The 14,706-nt window shown below is 66.7% G+C and carries 14 protein-coding genes; 4 read left to right on the forward strand and 10 right to left on the reverse strand.

What is annotated here, in order from left to right; all coding sequences use genetic code 11:
- On the forward strand, positions 1 to 856 hold an 856-nt coding region (locus AC50YM_RS20135), incomplete at its 5' end, for an HNH endonuclease signature motif containing protein (RefSeq protein WP_494958702.1).
- 41 nt (positions 857 to 897) lie between these two features.
- On the opposite strand, the gene AC50YM_RS20140 is transcribed toward AC50YM_RS20135, so the two are convergent.
- The gene (locus AC50YM_RS20140) at positions 898 to 2,142 is read right to left on the reverse strand and encodes an MFS transporter (protein ID WP_494958703.1); all 1,245 of its coding nucleotides are present in this window, start codon (positions 2,140 to 2,142) and stop codon (positions 898 to 900) included.
- 169 nt (positions 2,143 to 2,311) lie between these two features.
- Between AC50YM_RS20140 and AC50YM_RS20145 the strand changes: the two genes are divergently transcribed.
- Positions 2,312 to 2,761: a MarR family winged helix-turn-helix transcriptional regulator gene (locus AC50YM_RS20145; protein WP_494958704.1), complete on the forward strand. Its 450-nt coding sequence runs from the start codon at positions 2,312 to 2,314 to the stop codon at positions 2,759 to 2,761.
- Positions 2,762 to 2,904: 143 nt separating this feature from the next.
- On the opposite strand, the gene AC50YM_RS20150 is transcribed toward AC50YM_RS20145, so the two are convergent.
- The 9 genes from AC50YM_RS20150 to AC50YM_RS20190 form a co-directional block, all read right to left on the reverse strand.
- Positions 2,905 to 4,311, reverse strand: a complete 1,407-nt coding sequence (locus AC50YM_RS20150) for a sugar porter family MFS transporter (RefSeq protein ID WP_494958705.1) — start codon at positions 4,309 to 4,311, stop codon at positions 2,905 to 2,907.
- Positions 4,308 to 5,183 carry a sugar phosphate isomerase/epimerase family protein gene (locus AC50YM_RS20155; RefSeq protein ID WP_494958706.1) on the reverse strand — a complete coding sequence of 292 codons (876 nt, stop codon included), beginning with the start codon at positions 5,181 to 5,183 and terminating at the stop codon, positions 4,308 to 4,310. Before AC50YM_RS20155 ends, AC50YM_RS20150 begins: the two co-directional genes overlap by 4 nt.
- Before the next feature lie 99 nt (positions 5,184 to 5,282).
- Positions 5,283 to 6,296 (reverse strand): Gfo/Idh/MocA family protein, encoded by a 1,014-nt coding sequence (locus AC50YM_RS20160; protein ID WP_494958707.1) that lies wholly within the window; start codon positions 6,294 to 6,296, stop codon positions 5,283 to 5,285.
- Between the two features lie 29 nt (positions 6,297 to 6,325).
- Positions 6,326 to 7,237: a sugar phosphate isomerase/epimerase family protein gene (locus AC50YM_RS20165; RefSeq protein WP_494958708.1), complete on the reverse strand. Its 912-nt coding sequence runs from the start codon at positions 7,235 to 7,237 to the stop codon at positions 6,326 to 6,328.
- A gap of 87 nt (positions 7,238 to 7,324) precedes the next feature.
- The gene (locus AC50YM_RS20170) at positions 7,325 to 8,842 is read right to left on the reverse strand and encodes a CoA-acylating methylmalonate-semialdehyde dehydrogenase (protein ID WP_494958709.1); all 1,518 of its coding nucleotides are present in this window, start codon (positions 8,840 to 8,842) and stop codon (positions 7,325 to 7,327) included.
- Between the two features lie 48 nt (positions 8,843 to 8,890).
- On the reverse strand, positions 8,891 to 10,819 hold the full coding sequence (iolD, locus tag AC50YM_RS20175; RefSeq protein ID WP_494958710.1) for a 3D-(3,5/4)-trihydroxycyclohexane-1,2-dione acylhydrolase (decyclizing): 1,929 nt from the start codon (positions 10,817 to 10,819) through the stop codon (positions 8,891 to 8,893).
- A 39-nt stretch (positions 10,820 to 10,858) separates the two neighbouring features.
- Positions 10,859 to 11,854, reverse strand: coding sequence for a Cgl0159 family (beta/alpha)8-fold protein (locus AC50YM_RS20180; protein WP_494958711.1), 996 nt, complete (start codon positions 11,852 to 11,854; stop codon positions 10,859 to 10,861).
- Complete coding sequence (gene iolC / locus AC50YM_RS20185) at positions 11,851 to 12,852, reverse strand: 5-dehydro-2-deoxygluconokinase (RefSeq protein WP_494958712.1); 1,002 nt, start codon at positions 12,850 to 12,852, stop codon at positions 11,851 to 11,853. The genes AC50YM_RS20180 and iolC overlap by 4 nt, the downstream gene beginning before the upstream one ends.
- Positions 12,853 to 13,067: 215 nt before the next feature.
- Complete coding sequence (locus tag AC50YM_RS20190) at positions 13,068 to 13,472, reverse strand: tautomerase family protein (protein ID WP_494958713.1); 405 nt, start codon at positions 13,470 to 13,472, stop codon at positions 13,068 to 13,070.
- A 324-nt stretch (positions 13,473 to 13,796) separates the two neighbouring features.
- Here AC50YM_RS20190 and AC50YM_RS20195 point away from each other — a divergent pair, with 324 nt between their 5' ends.
- Positions 13,797 to 14,138 carry an ArsR/SmtB family transcription factor gene (locus AC50YM_RS20195; RefSeq protein WP_494958715.1) on the forward strand — a complete coding sequence of 114 codons (342 nt, stop codon included), beginning with the start codon at positions 13,797 to 13,799 and terminating at the stop codon, positions 14,136 to 14,138.
- Complete coding sequence (locus AC50YM_RS20200) at positions 14,135 to 14,617, forward strand: SRPBCC family protein (RefSeq protein WP_494958714.1); 483 nt, start codon at positions 14,135 to 14,137, stop codon at positions 14,615 to 14,617. The genes AC50YM_RS20195 and AC50YM_RS20200 overlap by 4 nt, the downstream gene beginning before the upstream one ends.
- Positions 14,618 to 14,706: the final 89 nt, after the last annotated feature.

Genomic DNA, 14,706 nt, shown 5'->3' on the forward strand with positions numbered 1-14,706 from the left:
ACCGGCGATGCTGGACGGGTACGGGCCGATCCCGCCCTCGATGGCCCGCCGCCTGATCGCCGACGGCGCCGACTCCTTCTACCGGGTCCTGGTCGACCCGCGGGACGGGGCACCACTGGAAATCGGCCGCACCAGCTACCGCCTCACCAAGGCAATCCGGCACTGGCTCCGGCTCCGCGACGGCAAATGCCCGTTCCCGGGATGCAACAACCACTCCCTGGACAACGACGCAGACCACCTCCTGGCCTGGGCCGACGGCGGCACCACCGGGATCACCAACCTCGGCGGTCCCTGCCGCAAACACCACGGCCTGAAACACAGCTCCGCCTGGACACCGGCCGGAGCCACCAAAGACGCCCCACCCGGCTGGACCTCCCCGACCGGAAGGCACTACGCGTCAGAACAACAGGACTGGGAACCACCCCACTGGCCACCAGGAATCCTCGCCACCTACGCCGACCCGAACGCAGACGTGGACATCGATGCAGCCGCGGAATCGTACCGGACCCGGACAGAGGCAGAGACCCCGGCATGGGCGCAGCCATGCCCCCGGACCGAGACAGAGACCTGGACATTGACCTGGACTCCGCCCTGCCGCCGGATCCTGACATGGACCCGGACATTGACCTGGGGCGCGGCCTTCCCCCGGATCCAGAACAGGAACAGGAATTGCCACCGGATCCGTTCCCAAAACAGGAACAGGAGCTGCCCGCGGACCCCTTCCCGGACTGGCACCTGCTCACGGCCGGGTACTCATTCCGTGCCGCAGACACCGACAACCCGGTCTACTACGAGCCCCTCAACGAATCCATCTGGGAACACTTCCTCGCCCACCACGCCTGACCGGCCAAGTTAGGGCCTCCCCCGTGGATGGTCCCGGGCAGGTTGGTAAGGCGGTTAGGCCCGCTGGAGCTCCCCGCGCTCCTGTTGGCTGTCCACGCCGCCGCCGACAACGGCCGAGGGGGCGGCGCCGCCGTCGCGCGTCCTCGCAGCGGCGGCCGCCGCAAACACCATGACCGCAAGGCCCAGCAGGGTGATCCCGGCGCCTGCCCAGATCGGCGAGGTGTAGCCGAGCCCGGCGGTGATGGTCGCGCCGCCCATCCACGCGCCCAGTGCGTTGCCCACGTTGAACGCGCCGATGTTGGCGCCGGACGCCAGGGTGGGGGCGGTCGTGGCGTACTTCATGACGCGCATCTGCAGTCCGGGGACCGTGGCGAAACCGAAGCCTCCCAGCAGCACCATGGAGGCAATAGTCATCGGCTGGCTGTCGGCGGTGAGGGCGAAAACCACAAGGACGACGACCAGCGCGGCGAGCGCCACGAGCAGAGTGCGGTCGACGTTTCGGTCAGCCGCCCTGCCGCCGGCGGTGTTGCCGATGAAGAGGCCCACACCGAACAGGATGAGCAGCCAAGGGACGGTGGAGGCGGAGAACCCGGTGACCTCGGTAAGCGTAAAGGCAATGTAGGTGAAGGCGCCGAACATGCCGCCGTAGCCGAGGATGGTGACCAGAATGGAGAGCCAGACCTGACCGGAACGGAATGCCCGCAGTTCACCGCGCAATCCGCCGGTGGAAGAACCTGCGCCGGCATCTCCGGCACCTGTCCTGGGCACGAGCGCCAGGATTCCCACGAGCGCCAGGACGCCAATGCCTGTGATCGCCCAGAAGGTGGACCGCCAGCCGGCGGCCTGGCCCAGCATCGTGCCGAAGGGCACACCCAGCACGTTGGCAGCCGTGAGTCCGGTGAACATGATGGCGATCGCGCCGGCTTTTTTGGTGGGGGCGACCATACTGGCGGCGACCACCGCTCCGATGCCGAAAAAGGCACCGTGCGCCAGTGCCGCGATGATGCGGCCGATCATCATCAGGGCGTAGTCGGGCGCGATGGCGGAGACCAGGTTGCCGGCGATGAACAGCACCATTAGCACCGCCAGCACCGGCTTGCGCTCGAAGCGCGTCACGGCAGCCGTCAGTAGGAGCGCCCCAACGACCACGGCGAGCGCGTAGCCGGAGATGAGCCACCCCGCCGTGGCCTCGCTGACCTGGAAATCTGCGGCCACTTCAGGCAGCAGGCCCATGATGACGAACTCGGTGAGTCCGATCCCGAACCCGCCGAGCGCGAGTGCTATCAGGCCAATTGGCATGGAGATGCTCCTTCAAACTGTACGGAAAGAAATGCGAAGCGTAAGCTAGTAGTTGCAGACGCGTTATTTATTGTTGCACAAGCAACTATGCCGCGCAAGCAACTAATTTGTGGGCTGCCTGGGTTTGGGTCATTTCCGGCTGGGCGGGCCGATCTGAAGGGAAGAACTGATGGGCATCAAGGACGACGCCGTCGAGGTCCGGGCGCAAGGCTGGCGGACCCTCGCGGCCCTGCACGCACTGATCGAGGCGGAGCTGGAGCGCTCCCTGCAGTCGGCGGCGCAGCTGTCCGTCGTCGAGTACACCGTGCTGGATGCGCTCAGCCGCCAGGACGGCTGGCATATGCGGATGCAGCAGCTGGCCCGCGCCACCGCGTTGAGCGCCAGCGCCACCACGCGCTTGGTCAACCGGCTCGAGGACCGGGGCCTGCTCACCCGGATCCTGTGTGCCGACGACCGCCGCGGGATCTACACCGAGCTCACGCCGGCCGGGATCAAGCTGCTGGAGGAGGCCCGTCCCAGCCATGACGCCACATTGGAACGCGCGCTGGCCGAGGCGCAGGAAGTGCCGGAGCTGGCGCCGCTAGTTGCCGCACTCCCGAAGCTGCACGCCGTCGTCTAGCAGCGGCGACCCCGTGGCAGCGGCACCCTCCTGGCGAACGTTGCCGTCCGGGAGCCAGCCAGACCCCGCAGTCCGGAAACGCGCAAAGCTCTGCCCCGCGTTTGACAGCGGGGCAGGGCTTTATGCTGGTGGCCGTCGGCCGGTTACTTTGCGGCCAACTGCTTGAAGTAGTGCTCTAGGTCTTCCAGACTCTTGTCCTTGGTCTCCGGGATGTACTTCGCGGCGAACGCGATGGCCCCAACCCCCAATACGGCAAAGACGAAGAAGGTGCTGGAGAGCCCGATCGCAGCCAGGAGTTGCGGGAAGCCGAACCCCACCAGGAAGTTCACCGTCCACAGCACGAAGGCTGAAGCGCCCATGCCAAGGCCGCGGATCTTCAGCGGGAAAATCTCCGAGAGCATGAGCCAGGTGACCGGGGAAATCGCGCCCTGCTGGAATGCCAGGAAGGTTACCGTCAGGGCGAGGATCACGAAGCCGCGGGCGGTGCCTTCGGGCAGAATAAGTGAGAAGAAGCCGATCAGTAGCAGCGCCGCCGTCGTTCCGAGCTGGCCGGTGATGAGCATCCTGCGCCGGCCCACCTTGCCCAGCAGCCAGATCCCCACGAAGGTGGCCACGACGGAGATGACGCCGTTGGCGATATTCGCTGTCAGTGCGGCCTCCCTGCCGAAGCCGGACTGGGCGAGGATCTGCGTCCCGTAGTACATGATCGAGTTCACGCCGGTGATCTGCTGGATGACGGCCAGGCCGACGCCCGCCACGAAAATTCGCCGCAGCCAGGGCACGCCCAGGTCCTGCCAGGTGCCCATCTTGGACTTGTAGTCCTCCACGGCCATGGCTTTGACTTCCTCGAACTCGGCCCGGGCCTCCGACTGCGAGCGGATCCGTTGCAGCACGCTGAGAGTTTCCCCGAAGCTGCCCATCGAGGCCAGCCAGCGGGGGCTTTCGGGCATGAAGTTCATCCCGATCCAGAGCGCAATCGCCGGCAGCGTGGCAATGACGAGCATCCAGCGCCAGATCCCGCCCAATTCGCCGAAGCTGTTGCCAAGGTAGGCGTTGAAGATAAAGGCGAGCAACTGGCCCGTGACGATCATCAGCTCGTTTTGGGTGACTATCCGTCCGCGGCGGGCGCTCGGCGAGACTTCGGCGAGGTACACCGGGACGGTGACGGAGGCGCCGCCGACGGCGAGTCCGAGGACGAAGCGGGCCAGGATCATCACCTCGGTGTTCGGGGCGAAGGTGCAGGCCAGAGTGCCGATTAGGAAGATGACCGCCAGCACCATGATCATTTTGCGGCGTCCGTTGCGGTCCGCGAGGCGCCCACCGAACAGGGCGCCGAAGGCAGCCCCGAACAGCAGTGAGGAGGTTACGAGCCCCTCGGTCAGCGGCGTGAGGCCGAGGTCTTCCTGCATGTACGGCAGGGCGCCGTTGATGACGCCGGTGTCGTAGCCAAAGAGCAAACCGCCGAAGGTGGAGATGATGGTTGCGGTGCGCAGCGCCCGTTTATGGTTTGCCGGCGCCTTCCGCTGGTGAGCGGTTGCTGTTGACGTCATACGCTCACCTTCTGGATCTGCTGCTGCATGGTTTCCAGCTGGTAGCGGGATACCTCAGCGGCATTGTCGTCCTCGGCGAAGACGCTGGAGACCATCACCGTGTCCTCGCGGTCGAGGAAGCCGATTTCCTTGAGGCCGCCGAAGAACTCGTCCCAGTTGACGTCGCCGTCGCCGATTTTCAGGTGCTGGTGCACCCGGACCGGGTTGCCGGGCGGATTGGTGATGTAGCGCAGCCCATGCGAGGCGTGGTGGTCCATGGTGTCGGCGACGTGGACCAGTCGGAGCTTGTCCCCCGCGGCGCGCATGATCTCCAGCGGCGCGTTCTGCATGTGGAAACTGTGCGAGGCGACGTAGACCAGGCCGACGTTCTTGGAGTTCAGGCCGCGGATCACCCGGATCGCGGCCAGCCCCTCCTCGACGAAGTCGTCCGGGTGCGGGTCGATCAGCAGGTCGATGCCTTCGCGTTCGATGATCGGAAGCAGTTCCTCCATGGAGCGGTAGAACGCGCGCTCGGATTCCTCGGCTTTCTCCGGGCGTCCGCTGAATTCGGTGTTCATGGTGTGCACGCCGAGGTCCACGGCGATCTGGATGGCACGCTTCCAGTACCGGACGGCCGCTTCGCGGGCATCCTCATCCGGGCCGGACCAGCGCAGCACCGGCAGGACCGAGGCGATTTCGATGCCGGCATCCTTGCAGGCCTTGTTGAGCTGGCCCACCAGTTCGTCATCGGCCTTCGGGTGGTTGTGGAACGGGATGAGATCGGCGTGCGGGGTCATCTGCATGTACTTGTAGCCGAGGTCCGCCACCACCCGGGGAAACTCCAGGAGTGCGTGGCTGTGGTGGAACGGCGTGGGATCAAGGGCGATTTTCACTTCGGAACACTCCATTGTGGATCTGGCGGCGGCACGGCCGGCCGGCCGCATTTTCCCGGGCGGGGGCGGCGGGCCGGCGCGGTGGCTAGAGGTCGGTGGCTAACGGTACAGGGCGGGCTTGGCGTTCAGCTTCACGGCGACTTTCTCGCCGTTCTTCTGCGCCTCGACGCCGGCCTCGCAGCAGGCGGCGGTGGCGTACCCGTCCCAGGCCGTCGGGCCGCCGATTTCACCGCGCAGGGCGGCGTCGACCCAGGACTGGATTTCGACGTCGTACGCAGCACCGAACCGTTCCTCGAATCCGGGGGTGACGTTTCCGCCCCAGTGGCCGTTGCTGCGGGTGTACGGGCCCTTGTCCCCGCCGATGCTGACGATGCCGTCCTCGAAGGAGGCCTGGGTGGCCACCTCGTAGCCGAACTTGGCGTTGACGTAGATTTCGACGTCGGCCAGGACGCCGGACTCGGTTTCGATCAGCACGTGTTGCGGGTCGTGCTGGCCGGCCGGGGCGTTCCGGGTGGCCTTGCCGAGGCGGACCTGGACCGAGGTGATTTCCTCGCCGGTGAAGTAGCGGATTGCGTCGAATTCGTGCACCACGGAGTCGTTGATCAGCATCTCGTTGGTGAAGCCCGCGGGGGTGGTGGGGTTGCGGTGCTGGTGGTGCAGCATCAGCAGTTCGCCGAGTTCGGAGCTCCGGATGATGTTGCCCAGGGCGGCGTATTCGGCGTCGAAGCGGCGCATAAAGCCGACCTGGATGCGCTGGTGGCCGAGCTTTTCCTCGGCCTGGACGATTTTCCAGGCGGAGGCGGCGTCCGGGGTGAGCGGTTTCTCGCAGAGGATCGGGATGTCCTTGGCGATCGCCTTGAGCAGGATGGCCTCGTGCAGGAAGCCCGGGGTGGCGATCAGCACGGCGTTGACGTCGCCGTTGTTGAGGGCCTCGTCGGCGTCGGCCAGGGCGACGGCGCCCGGGATGCCCTCGATGGCGGCCTGGGCACGGGCGAGGTCGACGTCGACGACGGCGGCAACTTCCGCCCCGTGGATGCGGGTGTTGAGCCGCTGGATGTGGTCTGCGCCCATACGGCCGGCGCCGATGACGGCTACGCGGAGGGTCTTTGTCATGGTCTTGTCCTCAGTTCTGGTTGACGGCTCTAGTTGACGGCGGTGCGGGAGCCGCAGGAAAGCAGGTAGTTGCGGGTGCGCTTGGCGATCGGCATCGGGACGTCGAACGCGACGGGGTACATGTCCTGTTCCACGATGCCAAAGATCGGCCGGTTCAGCGCCTCGACGGCCTCGATGACGGCGCGCAGGTCCGGCAGGCCGTTTGGCGGTTCGGTCATCACGCCGGCCAGGTTGGCGGCGGCCCACGTCATGTTCTCCGCGTTGACCTTTTTGAGGATGTCCGGGTTGATCTGCTTCAGGTGCAGGTAGCCGATCCGGTCCGGGTAGTTCTTGATCAGTTCCAGGCTGGAGGCGCCGCAGTATTCGGCGTGGCCGGTGTCCAGGCAGAGGTTGAGGTGCTTCGCGTCGGTGGAGGCGAGCAGGGTCTCGATGTCCTCCTGCGCGCCGACATGTGAGTCGGCGTGCGAGTGGAACTGCTGCTTCAGGCCGAAGTCCTCCAGCAGGGTCTTGCCGAGTCGATTGTGGCCGGCGAAGAGGTCGCTCCAGGCCTTCTCGGTGAGCTCGCCACTTTCCACCGCCTCGCCGGTGACGTCGTCGCGCCACATCGCGGGAATGACCACCATGTGTTCCCCGCCCATCGCGGCGGTGAGTTCGGCGACCTTGCGGGCCGGTTCCCACGCAGTTTCCCACTGGTCCAGGCCGCGGTGGAACGCGGTGAACACGGTGCCGGCCGAGATCTTCAGGTCGCGGGCCTTGAGTTCCTCGGCAAGCCGGGCGGGGTCGGTGGGCAGGTAGCCGTAGGGACCCAGCTCGATCCACTTGTAACCGGATTCGGCGACCTCGTCGAGGAAGCGCTCCCACGGGGTCTGCTCGGGATCGTCCGGGAACCAGACACCCCAGGAGTCCGGCGCGGTGCCGATGATCAGCTTGTTCTCAGTCATTTTCCATTCCTTCTCATCGAATGCTCCGCAGATGCCGTTTTGGACGCTCAGAACGGCGGGTACGGAGCAGTCGATTGGGGTTAGGTGCTAGTTGGACGGGAAGTTGTAGGAGGCGCCCGAGGCGTGGGTCGGTTCGGGCCAGCGCGAAGTGACCACTTTGCCGCGGGTGTAGAAGGACACGCCTTCCGGACCGTAGATGTGCTTGTCGCCGAAGAGCGAGGCCTTCCAGCCGCCGAAGGAGTGGTGCGCCACCGGCACGGGCAGCGGCACGTTGATGCCGATCATGCCGACATCCACCGAGCGCTGGAACTTGCGGGCGTTGGCGCCGGAGGAGGTGAAGATGGCGGTGCCGTTGCCGTAGGGGTTGGCGTTGATCAGGGCGATGCCGGCGTCGAGGTCCTCCACCCGGACCACAACGAGGACGGGCCCGAAGATTTCCTCCGTGTAGGCGGTCATTTCGGCCTGAACGTGGTCCAGGACGGTGGGGCCGACCCAGAAGCCGTCCTCGTGGCCGGGGACGACGAGGTCGCGCCCGTCCACCACCATCGCCGCTCCCGCGGTTTCGGCTTCGGTGACAATCCGGACGATGCGTTCCTTGGAGGCCGGGGTGATGACCGGGCCCATCTCGGCGTCGGGGGCGGTGCCGTTGTTGACCTTGACGGCGAGGGCGCGTTCCCGGACCTTGTCGACCAGCCCGTCCGCGGCGTCGCCGACGGCAACGGCGACCGAGATCGCCATGCACCGCTCACCGGCGGAGCCGAAGGCGGCCGCGGCGAGGTGGTCCGCCGCGTTGTCGAGGTCGGCGTCGGGCATCACGATGGCGTGGTTCTTGGCGCCGCCCAGGGCCTGGACACGCTTGCCGTGCGCGGTGGCGGTCTCGTGGACGTACTTGGCGATCGGGGTGGAGCCGACGAAGGAGATGCCGTCCACGTCCGGGTGGGTCAGCAGGCCCTCGACGGTTTCCTTGTCGCCGTGCAGGACCTGGAAGACGCCGTCGGGCAGGCCCGCAGCCTTCCAGAGTTTGGCCAGCAGCATCGAGGCGGAGGGGTCGCGTTCGGAGGGTTTGAGGATGAACGCATTGCCGGTGGCGATCGCCATCGGCGCCATCCACAGCGGGACCATGACGGGGAAGTTGAACGGGGTGATGCCGGCGACGACGCCGAGCGGCTCGCGGAAGGAGAAGACGTCGATCCCGGTGGAAACCTGGTCCGAGTAGTCGCCCTTGAGCAGGGTAGGGACGCCGCAGGCAAACTCGATGACCTCGAGGCCGCGGCCGATTTCGCCCTTGGCGTCGGAGAGGACCTTGCCGTGCTCGGCGGTGATCAGCTCGGCGAGATCGTCCACGTGGGCCGCGACGAGTTCGCGGAATTTGAACAGCACGGCGGTGCGCTTGGCGAGGGAGAAGTCGCCCCAGGAATCGGCCGCGGCGCGGGCGGCGGCGACGGTGGCGTCCAGGTCCGCCCGGTTGGCCAGCCGGAGCTGCCCGGTGACGGCACCGGTGGCGGGGTTGTAGACGGGCTGGGTGCGGTCCCCGGCGCCTGCGGTTTCGGCGCCGTTGATGAAGTGGTGGATGGTTTTGGTGGTGGTGAGGGTGGGGGTGCTCATCAGAATGTCCTTGTGGGGTGGGTTGCGGGGGTGGCGCAGGGGCCGGGGTCAGCCGAGCAGCTTGCGCTGCTGGCTCTTGTGGTCGATGTAGGTCTGGAAGGCCTGTTTGGTGGAGTTGAGCTCGGAGACCTGGGAGACCGGGACGTCCCACCAGGATTCGGAGCTGGGGGCGTCCAGCAGCGGGTCGGATTCGACGTGGATGAGGATCGGGCCGCCGCGTTCGGGGGCCGCTTTGGCGTCCCGGACGGCCTGTTCGAGTTCGGCGATGACCTTCTCCCCCGGTTCGATCCGGATCACCTTCACGCCGAGGCTTTCGGCGTTCAAGGCCAGGTCCACGGGGAGCCGGTCGCCGTCGTCGAAGCTGTGGTTCCCCTCATCCAGCGCCCGGTACTGGGTGCCGAAGCGCTGGGAGCCGAGGGATTCGGAAAGCGAGCCGATCGAGGCGTAGCCATGGTTCTGGATCAGGACCACGATCAGCTTGATCCGTTCGGCGACGGCGGTGACGAGTTCGGTGTGCATCATCAGGTAGGAACCGTCCCCCACCATCACGACGACGTCGCGCTGCGCACCGCCCGTCGCGGCTTCGGCCAGCGCCGCGCGCTTGACGCCGAGGCCGCCGGGGATTTCGTAGCCCATGCAGGAGTAGGCGTATTCGACGTGGTAGCCGAACGGGTCCCGGACCCGCCACATCTTGTGCAGGTCACCGGGCAGGGAACCGGCGGCGCAGATGACCACGTCCTGGGCGTCCATGGCCCGGTGCGTGGCGCCGATGATCTCGTTCTGGGCCGGCAGCGGTGTGAAGCGCGTATCGAACGCCTCGTCCACGGTGGCATCCCAGCGGGCCTTCTCGGTCGCGATCTGCTGCTCCAGGTCCGCGCCGATCCGGTAGCCGCCCAGGGCCTGGTTCAGCTTGACCAGGGCCTTGCGGGCGTCCGCGACGATCGGCAGCGAGGTGCCGTGCTTGTAGGCGTCGATCGCGGCGACGTTGATGTTGATGAACTTCACGTCCGGGTTCTGGAACGCGGTCCGGGACGCCGTGGTGAAGTCCTCGTACCGGGTGCCGATCCCGATGATCAGGTCCGCCTCCGCGGCGATGGCGTTCGCCGCCGTCGTGCCGGTGGAGCCGATCGCGCCGAGGGAGAACTTGTGGTCCCATGGCAGGACGCCGACGCCGGCCTGGGTGTTGCCCACCGGGATGCCGGTCAGCTCGACGAACTTCGCGAGTTCGTCGTTGGCGTAGGCGTAGAGCACGCCGCCGCCGGCGATGATGAGCGGGCGTTTCGCGGCGCGGATGGCCGCGGCGGCGCGGCGGATGTCCTCGTCGTCGGCGTCGGGGCGGCGGATCCGCCATTCGCGCTCGGCCAGGAATTCCTCGGGCACGTCGAAGGCCTCGGCCTGGACATCCTGCGGCAGCGAAATGGTGACGGCGCCGGTCTCGGCGGGGTCCGTCAGCACGCGGAGCCCATGGTGGAAGGCGGAGAACAGCTGCTCGGGGCGCGTCACCCGGTCAAAGAACTTGGACAGCGGACGGAACGCGTCGTTGACCGTGATGTCGTAGCCGTGGGGCTGTTCGAGCTGCTGCAGTACGGGGTCCGCGGCGCGGGTGGCAAAGGTGTCGCTCGGCAGCAGCAGCACGGGCAGCCGGTTGGTGGTGGCCAGCGCGGCACCGGTGAGCAGGTTCGAGGAGCCGGGCCCGATCGAGGTGCTGATGGCGAAGGTCTGCCGGCGGCGGGTGTGCCGGGCGTACCCGACGGCCTGGTGGGCCTGGGCCTGTTCGTTGCGGCCCTGGTAGTACGGCATGATCGTCGGATTGAGCTGCTGGTACTGCTTGAGCGCCTGTCCGACGCCGGCAACGTTGCCGTGGCCGAAGATCCCGAAAGTGCCCGGAATCAGCCGCTCCCGGTAGTCCAGGCCGCCGATCGAATCGACGGTGTACTGCTTGGATAGGTATTCGACGACGGCCTGGGCGACCGTCATTCTGCGTGTTCCTGATGCAGCTGTGATTCCCATGGGAATTTACTCCGATACTTCTGCGGTGCGGGCGGTTGCGGTCCGGGCGGATGCGGTCCGGGCGGAGGCGGTGCCGGTGGAGGCGGTGTGGTGGAGCAGCGACGCCGCGGTCGCCACCGCGCCGGCGACGTCGCCGTCGTGCGGGTAGAGCAGGGTCCGGCCAACGGTGAGTCCCTGCACGCCGGGAAGTGCGAGGGCTGCTTCCCAGCTCGCGAACACGTCGTCCTGGCTGCTGTCCGGGTCCCCGCCGAGGAGCACGGTGGGCATCGTCGTGGCTGCCAGAACGCGTTCCATCTCGGCCACGACCGGCAGTTTCATCCAGGTGTAGGCGCTCGTGGAGCCAAGTCCTTCGGCGATGGCGACGGACTTGATGACGGCGTTCGTCGAGAGATCGTTGCGGATTTTTCCGTTTTCCCGGACGGAGAGGAAGGGTTCCACCATGGCGATGAGCTTGCGCGCGGCAAGCGAATCGATCGCCTGGGCGGTGGCTTCCAGAGTGGCCACGGTGTCGGGGTCACTCAGGCAGATGCGGGTGAGCATCTTGCCGCCGTCGGCACCCAGCGCCTCCAGCGCAGCGGCGGTGTGGCCGGTGAAGCGGTCGTCCAGTTCGTTGACCAGGCCCGAGAGCCCGCCGCGGTTCATCGAACCGAACAGCAGCTTGCCGTCCAGCGCACCGAGCAGCAGCAGGTCATCCATGATGTCCGGCGAGGCCAGGACGCCGTCCACGTCCGGATTGGCAAGCGCAATCCGGAGCCGGTCCAGGAGCTGGCGGCGGTCGGCCATGGCCACCGGGTCGTTGCCGACGGCGAGGGCGCCGCGGGCCGGGTGGTCGGCGGCGACAATGAAGTTCTGTTGGCCGGATTTCGGGCCGGGGTGCCGGGGGCGTGCCTTCGCGGCCCGGGCGATGGCGTCCGGGTCTTCGAGCCGGATGATGCTCAGGTGCTCGTAGCGGCGGGGATCATCGTCCACCACGGTGGTGGCGGAGGCGGGATGCAGGCTCACAGGGTTGCTCCTTCGGCGGCGTAGTGCCCCGGTGCCAGTCGGCCGCGTTCGGCGAGCAGCGTGGTGACCTCGTCCGGCGTCGGCATGGCATCGGCGCAGGACAGTCGGGACGCGACCAGTGCGCCGGCGGCGTTGGCGAAATCAAGGATCTGCTCAAGCGGCCAGCCGGAGAGCAGCCCGTGGCAGAAGGCCCCGCCGAAGGAGTCCCCGGCCCCGAGTCCGTTGACGGTTTCCACCGGGACCGGAGCGGACACGACGCGTTCGGTGCGGGTCTTCGCCATCACGCCTTCAGGGCCGAGCTTCACGACGGCGATTTCGACGCCGGCCGCGAGCAGCCGGTCGGCCTGCTCGTCCGGAGTGCCTTCGCCGACGGCGACGGCGCACTCCCTGTCGTTGCCGATGGCCACGGTGACGTGCGGAAGGATCTTGGCCACCTGTTCCCGGGCTTCGGCTTCGGAGGCCCAGAACATCGGCCGGTAGTCGAGGTCCAAAATGGTGTACTGGCCCGGCTTCAGCCCGGTGCGGGGCCGTGCCTCATGGGCTGTCAGGTGCGCGCTGCGGCTGGGCTCCTGGCAGAGGCCGGTCACGGTGGACCAGAAGATGCCGGCGTCGCGGATGGCGTCCAGGTCCAGTTCCTCCGCCCTGATCTGCAGGTCCGGGGCGGTGGGGAACCGTCCGTAGAAGTACAGCGGGAAGTCGTCCGGGGGCTTGATCGCGCAGAACGTGACCGCGGTGGGCCATTCCTTGACCGCGGTGACGAAGGAATCGTCCACGTTGAACTTGCGCAGTTCGCGGTGCAGGTAGGTGCCGAAGGCGTCGTCGCCGGTGCGGGAAATGACTGCGCTGCGGCGGCCATGGCGGGCAGCGGCGACGGCCACGTTGGACGGTGAGCCGCCAAGGTATTTGCCGAAGGACGTCACGTCCTCCAAATCCACGCCGATGTCATTCGGGTAGATATCAACGCTGATGCGCCCGATCGTGAGCAGTTCGTGGGTCACGGGGATCGTGGACCTTTCTGTGTGAACTCTGTACGTGTACACAGCCTGAGCTTCGATGCTTGGCGGGCTGGCGTGAGCCGGGCCACACCAACTACTTTGCCTTAGAATCCATGTACTGTCAAAGGTTTGTACTGACATATTTACAACTGGATGAGGAGATGCTGATCGGCCGCCGGGGCGGGGCTGCCCGTGCGGCTTTGGGCGAGGCTCTGCGGCTACCTTCCGGGAACGCCGAGCTCGCCGGTGACGTACTGCGCCCGGCCGAAACCGAAGGACCAGTCCCCCGCAGTGTTCTCGACGTAACCGATAAACACGTCCTCGCCGGCAATGCCCACGGCCGCCAGCTTTCCCGCAATGGCGGCAAACAGGGACTGCTTCGCCTGCTGACTGCGCCCGGCCTGGGTGAAAATCTGGATCATCACCACGTCCGGGGTCCGCTCAAAACCGAGGCCGGCATCCTGGGCGACGATCTGGCCCTGCGGATGCTCGGTCATTACATGAAAGTAGTCCCGCTCCGGAATGCCATACTCGGCCAGGATGGCGTCGTGGATCCCCCGGCTGAGCTCCGCGAGCTGCCCGGGGCTCCGGCCCTGGTTGACGTCTATTCGCACGAGAGGCACTCGCAACTCCTTTGATAGTTTGTCCTGACATACTAACAAGGAATTTTCGGGCACCACAAGCCTACGGCGCAATCCCGCCCCCAGAACGGAACGCGGGGTCACTTCGCGCCCATCCGGGGGCCGGGGATGGACGAGAAGTGACCCCGCGTTGAGGCCTTGTGCGCCTCGGCGGCCAGGCGTAGCATTAACAACCTAGAGGTTGATCAATGTACCGGTTGATTAATCAGGATCAGCCCGTTGATCAGTCCTCCGGGCCCGACATTGATTGCCAGATTGCCCAGCGGGGAGGAGGTGGTGCACCTAGTGGACGAACGCGACGACGGGATGCTCAACGCGGCGTTTCTGGCCCTCGCTGACCCCGTCCGCCGCCGCATCATCTCCCGGCTCAGCCGGGGCCCGGCCACCGTGAATGAATTGGCGGAACCTTTCGCGATCACCAAGCAGGCGGTCTCGAAACACATCCAGGTCCTCGAGCAGGCGCAGCTGGTCACGCGCACCCGTGACGCCCAGCGCCGGCCCGTCCACCTGAACCCCGCACGGCTGGAGGCGCTCACCGCATGGATCGACCAGTACCGGCTGGTCCGCGAGGGGCAGTTCCGCAGCCTTGATGCTGTGCTCCAATCAGAGGCCGCGGCACGCGGCACACAGGCAAAGGATTCATCATGACCAACGCCCTGACAGTCACTGTTCCGGAGGGACTGCCCTTCATCGATATCGAGCGGGAGTTCGATTTTCCCGTCGCCGACGTCTTCCGGGCCCACAAGGAGCCCGACCTGGTGGCCCGGTGGCTCGGGCCACGTCGGTTGAAGATGGATGTCGACCACTACGAGTTCCGCACCGGCGGCAGCTACCGCTACACCCACACCGGGCCGGACGGCGTTCCCTACGGCTTCAACGGCGTCTTCCACACCGTGCGGGAGAACGACTTCGCCATCCAGACCTTCGAATTCGACGGCTACCCGGACGTCGTCAGCATCGAGTTCCTGACCTTTGCGGATCTTGGCGGCGGCCGCACCCGGCTGACCGCCCACGCGGTCTACCCCAGCATGGAGGCCCGCGACGGCATGGCCCAGTCCGGCATGGAAGGCGGATTGCGTGAAGCCTACGAGCGGCTCGAGGAAATCCTCGCCGGCGCCAAAGTCTGAGGCACTGGGTCCAGGTACGGCCGGTGTTCGGCCTGAACTGAAATCAGTACGACGGCGGCAGGCCGCCTCCCCGGGGAGGGTGGCCTGCC

This window comes from Pseudarthrobacter sp. RHLT1-30-1 (assembly GCF_059383415.1).

Excerpts from the sequence above, each read along its gene's own strand:
- iolD (WP_494958710.1), bottom strand. The coding sequence starts at position 10,819 with ATGACGGTCGCCCAGGCCGTCGTCGAATACCTATCCAAGCAGTACACC.
- AC50YM_RS20145 (WP_494958704.1), top strand. The coding sequence starts at position 2,312 with ATGGGCATCAAGGACGACGCCGTCGAGGTCCGGGCGCAAGGCTGGCGG.
- AC50YM_RS20195 (WP_494958715.1), top strand. The coding sequence starts at position 13,797 with ATGCTCAACGCGGCGTTTCTGGCCCTCGCTGACCCCGTCCGCCGCCGC.
- AC50YM_RS20200 (WP_494958714.1), top strand. The coding sequence starts at position 14,135 with ATGACCAACGCCCTGACAGTCACTGTTCCGGAGGGACTGCCCTTCATC.
- AC50YM_RS20160 (WP_494958707.1), bottom strand. The coding sequence starts at position 6,296 with ATGACAAAGACCCTCCGCGTAGCCGTCATCGGCGCCGGCCGTATGGGC.
- AC50YM_RS20140 (WP_494958703.1), bottom strand. The coding sequence starts at position 2,142 with ATGCCAATTGGCCTGATAGCACTCGCGCTCGGCGGGTTCGGGATCGGA.
- AC50YM_RS20150 (WP_494958705.1), bottom strand. The coding sequence starts at position 4,311 with ATGACGTCAACAGCAACCGCTCACCAGCGGAAGGCGCCGGCAAACCAT.
- AC50YM_RS20165 (WP_494958708.1), bottom strand. The coding sequence starts at position 7,237 with ATGACTGAGAACAAGCTGATCATCGGCACCGCGCCGGACTCCTGGGGT.
- AC50YM_RS20170 (WP_494958709.1), bottom strand. The coding sequence starts at position 8,842 with ATGAGCACCCCCACCCTCACCACCACCAAAACCATCCACCACTTCATC.